Origin of the sequence: Dethiothermospora halolimnae (assembly GCF_037577855.1) — a bacterium.
Taxonomy (GTDB): Bacteria; Bacillota; Clostridia; order Tissierellales; family VENL01; genus Dethiothermospora; species Dethiothermospora halolimnae.
Genome location: NZ_JBAKFX010000110.1, coordinates 1 through 5,349 on the forward strand (window position 1 = coordinate 1; position 5,349 = coordinate 5,349).

The following is a 5,349-nucleotide window of genomic DNA, read 5'->3' on the forward strand; positions in this document are numbered from 1 at the left end:
ATTGGTCTTAATTTTATCTTGTCAATAAAATTGTACCCTATTTTTGGGGGTGGCAAGTATTTTATATATAAATTTGTAAAAATAAAGGTTTTGTCAAGGTTTTTTGATGAAACTTTTGACAAAACCTATAGACTTATGGAGGTGATTATATGAATGATAGTGTTAAACTAAAAAAGTTTAACTTTAGTAATGTAAAAGGCCTTTCTTCTAATCAGCTTAAACAACATTATCAACTTTACAAAGGATACGTAAATAAAATAAATGAAATTTGGAGTATATTAGATTCAAAAACTGATTTTAAAAATCCAAATTCCACATATAGTGAGATTAGATCATTAAAGCTTGGAGAAAGCTACTCATTAGACGGAGTTAAGCTCCATGAATTATATTTTGAAAATTTAGGAGGGCATAATAATGCTCCCTATGGAGAAATAAAAACATTAATTGATAGAGATTTTGGATCATATAAAAACTTTATAACAAGACTTAAAGATGTGGGTTTATCAATGAGGGGTTGGGCAGTTCTAGCAATAGAGCCTATTGATCAAAGACTCCATGTATTTGGTCAAGATGCCCATGATGTGGGAGCTATTTGGAAAAGTCATCCATTGTTAGTCCTTGATGTGTATGAACATGCCTATATGATAGACTTTGGCATTGATAGAAAAGAATACATTGATATATTTATTGATAACATAGACTGGAAGGTTGTTAATAAAAGGTTACGGATGTTTTATAAACATCATAATCATTTAGATTTATAAAAATATTTATATTACTGGATTTAAAATGGTTATTTCAATTCATTTAATATGTGGATAGAGCAAGATACAGAGTACAAAAACAAAACATTACTAGGGGGCTATTGTCCCCCAGCCTTCTCTTTTGCTAACTCCATTAAATCTTTTTTATTATTTAAGTCAGAATTATCTAGAACTTTCTCTAATAAATAATTAAGGATATCTCCTATTTCCTTTCCCTGCTTTATACCTATCTCCATTAAATCATATCCATTTATATTTAACTCCTTTACATTAAGGGGTTCTTTTCTATTTAGTATCTCTTTACACTTTTCCTTTATGTAATTTATATTATCAAAATCATAGGGTGGTTTTGATGCCTTTATATCTGCAGTCTGAAGTTTAAAGAATCTTTCTAAATTTTCCCCTCCTATTCTATTAATAAATCTTTTTATTGCCCTATCAGATAATTTATCCTGTTTAAACATATGTTCTTTAATCAAAACCTTAACAGTTTTTGTAGTTTTATTGTCATATTTCAATCTTTTTAATATTTCCTCTGACATATCCATACCTATCATATGATGTCTATAAAAGTGACCTATTCCATCCTCACCTATAGTAAAACATTTAGGTTTACCAATATCATGTAGCAAAGCAGCTAATCTAAGGGGCAAATCCCTCTCTGTATTATCTAATGTCAGCATTATATGGCTATATACATCCTTATCATGGTGGGGATTTTTTTGCTCAAAATCAATTGTAGCTTTTAACTCTGGTATTGTATAATCAAATAAATCCAATTCTTTTAAAGTGTTAAAGGAAATAGAAGGTCTATGGCTAAGTAACATCTTGTTTATTTCATCTCTAATTCTTTCTTTGCTTATTTTCTCTAACAAACTACCTTTAATCAACATTGCCTCTTTTGTATTTTTCTCAATATTAAAATCCAACTGACCGGAAAACCTTATACCCCTTAATATTCTTAGGGCATCTTCTTTAAATCTCTCCTGTGGAATCCCAACAGTCCTTATTATATTATTTTCTAAATCCTCTAACCCATTAAATGGGTCTATAATCCCATCGTTATCATCATAGGCCATAGCATTTATAGTAAAGTCCCTTCTACTTAAATCTTTTTTTAAATCATTGGTAAAGGAAACTCCACTGGGCCTTCGATGATCCCTATACTCTTCTTCTATTCTATAGGTGGTAACTTCGTAATGTTTACTGTTTTTAACTATTGTTATAGTTCCATGTTCTATCCCAGTAGGTATGGTTTTCACATTATAATCTTTAAATATTTCCATTGTTTCTTCTGGGTTACAATTAGTGCATATATCCCAATCTTGTGGTTTTCTTTTAAGTATACTATCCCTAACACATCCCCCCACTATATAGGCTTCATAATTGTTTTTATTAAATATATCTATAATAAACTTTACATCCTCTGGCATATATATTTTCATAAACAAACCTCCAATATAATAGAGTAGGAATATATATTCCTACTCTATTATACACCATTTATGCTTTTTCTAGTAACTGTTGTACTTTAAAGGCCAACTCCTTTAGAGCTGATATGTCTAGATCTGATATATTAGCTTTTTCCGAATGTTCTCCATTGGCTGCTATATATATAGGGGTATCTAACCTGGCCTCCAAAAATTCTACTAAGTTTTCCTTATTGTTATAATCTACTTTATTATTTTCAATGCCACATTTTATTCCTTCATCTAATCTTATAGCAAACAATATTTCATTGTCGTTGCTAGTTTTAAATGAATATAAAGATAATTCATTTCTATTTAAATTTTTCTTCATTTATATCCACTCCCTTTGGATAAATCTATTTATTTAATATTTACCCAAAGTACAGTTAAATACACACTGGCTTTACTCCTTATCATCTTCAACTTTTTCAGGTTCACCAAATGTATTTGAGTCAATTACATTTCTAAAGGTATCCCTGATGGGATTGTCATCTTTACCATCATCATAATGTCTAGAAACATCCTTATTGTCAAACTTTATAGAGCGCTTTTTATTTGGCATATTATCACCTCTAATTTAGTATCCCAAACTTTTTATTTTATATTCTATTCGAAGAATAATTGTTGAACAAATATATTTATCACTTTTTCTGTACTATTATAAACACTAACTTCTACCTTACAGGATAATATTATAGTTATTTTATTTATCCTCAATACTATTTATATTTTTAAGAACTATAGATACTGTTCCATCGGGATTACTTAAAAATTCCACCTTATCATCCCTTGTTAAATATGCTGCTGGAAGTTTTATTTCTATTCCATCATCGGTTACTAATCTCTGTCTTTTCCTAACTTTCTTTTCTACATTTTCACTAACATTTACCTCTTTATCTGTTAGACCTCTCTTTTCAACTTCTTCACTATATGCTTTTTGAATTTCTAAATTATCTTTAAAGGCCCTATTAGTTACCTTTTGTATATCTATAGAACCCTCATTATCAAACTCTTCTTCAATGGCACTTTTAATCTCCGCCATTTTTTTAACATCTCCATCATAATATTTTTTAACAACATTTTTAGAAGCTTTATTTATTATATTTATTTTTTCCTTATCAGATAACACATCAGTTGTATTTAATAGGGTGTTCGATAGATAAAATTGTTTAACACCTTCTATATCAAATTTCTTTTCTTTTAATAATATAAAGTCTTCTGTAAGATTTATTAAGAAACATTCATCTATTTTCTGTCCCGCTGTAGGTAATGCAGTTTTTTGTTTAATTATTGTATTGGTCCTACCTAGATTTCCCTCTTCAATAAAATGTATATAGGAGTCTTTATAATTAAATTTTAAAGCTCCAAAATACATGGAATTTTCCTTTTTAAAATACACACATACCAAGTCAGCCGATGGTATTGTTGGATTTTCTTTTATTAATTTATGGACTTCATAGGCTATATCTTTAGTTATCCTTATAAAGTCTTCTTCACCTTCTTTTAATTTATCAGTATTATTTTTAATTCTATTATTTTCATCATTAAAGTAGACTTTTTTTACACTATCGTCTTTAAATACCTTCAATATATGTTTTGATAGAAATTCTTTCAAATCATTATTTAGAGGAGTTTCTAAATCCGATAATACTGGCATCTCAATTGTAGAATCTAATATATGTACAATCGCCCTTCTTACTGTTATCTCTCCTGTATCCATACTTTCACCTCATATTTTCAAAACTTAAACATAATCTATGTTCAATATATTATATCATAAAAAATATATAATTTTCTAATTAGCAAGCCTTCTTCGATTTTTGACTTGATACAAATCTTCCAATCCTTCTTCATAATCCCTTTTTATTACTTTCCCATCATGACAAATCTCCAATACCCCTCTATATTTATATAATATTTCAGCCAATTTTACAGATATCTCTTTCATTTTTTTCCTCCCCTACTTTATAATAATTTTTCACCACGTTATAAAATCTATGTGTTAATAAGTTTGTATTATGTATGTTTTTTATATTATTATAAGTTTGAAATAGTATTTTTATAATTTGATAAGTAATATTTTATTGCATATAATACTATAATAAATATTATTGTTAAATGAAGGGATGATATACATGGCAGAACTGGATGATTTATTAAATGATATTGAAAAACTAAGAAACAATTTAACCAATCTAATAAATAAAAAAGGGACTAATCTTCAAGATCCTGATATTATTGCTGCAAGTCAATTATTAAATGCTACAATAACAAAATATAATGAATTGATAAATAATAAAATTGGAGGTTAGATATTTCATTGTTTATATCAAATGTTATTATTTATTATAATATCAGATATTATAATAAATAACAGTTTATGTACTAATTAGTACATAAACTGTTATTTTCTTATATTAATCTATTCTTAAACTTTTAAATCATATTATGCAGTATTCTTTTTATAGCTATTATTAAGTTCAGAACTTTTGTTTTTTAATAATTTTTCTTTTATATATATTTTTGCTCTTATATTAATATAAACCCCAAGGATAATAATACCACTACTTATTAACTTTAATATACTAATACTCTCTCCTAAAAAAACATATGTAAGTATCATGGAGAATATATGAATTTTTTTAAAATAACTTATTATTTAACTATTTTAACCAACTTAATGGCTTTTTCTTCTATTTTTAAATTTCTTAATACGTTCTTCGCTACAAAAAAAATAGGTTCTACCATCTATAGTTTTAGATATAGCATCTCTTTTACTAATATACATGTCACAAACTGGATCTTTTACTGTCTCAATCTCTTTTATATCTCTCCTCTCTCTATTTGATGTACTATCACCATGACAAGCTTCTGAACTACCTCAACTATGACTATGGCTTTGGGAGTGACCTCCGCAACAACCTCCTCCCCTTTTCATTATTAAAAATATTAAACCCGCAAACATTAAAATACTAAATATATTCATAGTAATACCTGGTTTCTAAAACTATATCAAATAACATCATAAGAAATTATTAAGTATAGTTTTTCACTTCTTACAAAAGTGGTAGCATCACAGGATTCAGCTACTAGGGTGTAGCCCCTTGACTACAAAT

At 27.6% G+C, this 5,349-nt stretch carries 8 protein-coding genes; 2 read left to right on the plus strand and 6 right to left on the minus strand.

Going from position 1 to position 5,349, the window contains the following annotated elements; all coding sequences use genetic code 11:
- Positions 1-149 precede the first annotated feature (149 nt).
- On the plus strand, positions 150-764 hold the full coding sequence (locus tag V6137_RS20485) for a superoxide dismutase (RefSeq protein WP_425449806.1): 615 nt from the start codon (positions 150-152) through the stop codon (positions 762-764).
- A gap of 98 nt (positions 765-862) precedes the next feature.
- On the opposite strand, the gene V6137_RS20490 is transcribed toward V6137_RS20485, so the two are convergent.
- The 5 genes from V6137_RS20490 to V6137_RS20510 all read right to left on the minus strand — a co-directional run bounded on the left by V6137_RS20490 (position 863) and on the right by V6137_RS20510 (position 4,181).
- Positions 863-2,209 carry a CCA tRNA nucleotidyltransferase gene (locus V6137_RS20490; RefSeq protein ID WP_425449807.1) on the minus strand — a complete coding sequence of 449 codons (1,347 nt, stop codon included), beginning with the start codon at positions 2,207-2,209 and terminating at the stop codon, positions 863-865.
- 58 nt (positions 2,210-2,267) lie between these two features.
- Positions 2,268-2,564: a hypothetical protein gene (locus V6137_RS20495; protein WP_425449808.1), complete on the minus strand. Its 297-nt coding sequence runs from the start codon at positions 2,562-2,564 to the stop codon at positions 2,268-2,270.
- Between the two features lie 72 nt (positions 2,565-2,636).
- Positions 2,637-2,795 (minus strand): hypothetical protein, encoded by a 159-nt coding sequence (locus tag V6137_RS20500; RefSeq protein ID WP_425449809.1) that lies wholly within the window; start codon positions 2,793-2,795, stop codon positions 2,637-2,639.
- A gap of 141 nt (positions 2,796-2,936) precedes the next feature.
- On the minus strand, positions 2,937-3,953 hold the full coding sequence (locus tag V6137_RS20505) for a nucleoid-associated protein (protein WP_425449810.1): 1,017 nt from the start codon (positions 3,951-3,953) through the stop codon (positions 2,937-2,939).
- Positions 3,954-4,028: 75 nt separating this feature from the next.
- On the minus strand, positions 4,029-4,181 hold the full coding sequence (locus V6137_RS20510) for a hypothetical protein (RefSeq protein WP_425449811.1): 153 nt from the start codon (positions 4,179-4,181) through the stop codon (positions 4,029-4,031).
- Positions 4,182-4,368: 187 nt separating this feature from the next.
- On the opposite strand from V6137_RS20510, the gene V6137_RS20515 reads away from it, so the two are divergent.
- A complete protein-coding gene (locus tag V6137_RS20515) occupies positions 4,369-4,545 on the plus strand; it encodes an aspartyl-phosphate phosphatase Spo0E family protein (protein WP_425449812.1) in 177 nt (58 codons plus the stop codon).
- Positions 4,546-4,910: 365 nt separating this feature from the next.
- Here V6137_RS20515 and V6137_RS20520 read toward each other — a convergent pair whose 3' ends face one another.
- On the minus strand, positions 4,911-5,060 hold the full coding sequence (locus tag V6137_RS20520; protein ID WP_425449813.1) for a YHS domain-containing protein: 150 nt from the start codon (positions 5,058-5,060) through the stop codon (positions 4,911-4,913).
- Positions 5,061-5,349: the final 289 nt, after the last annotated feature.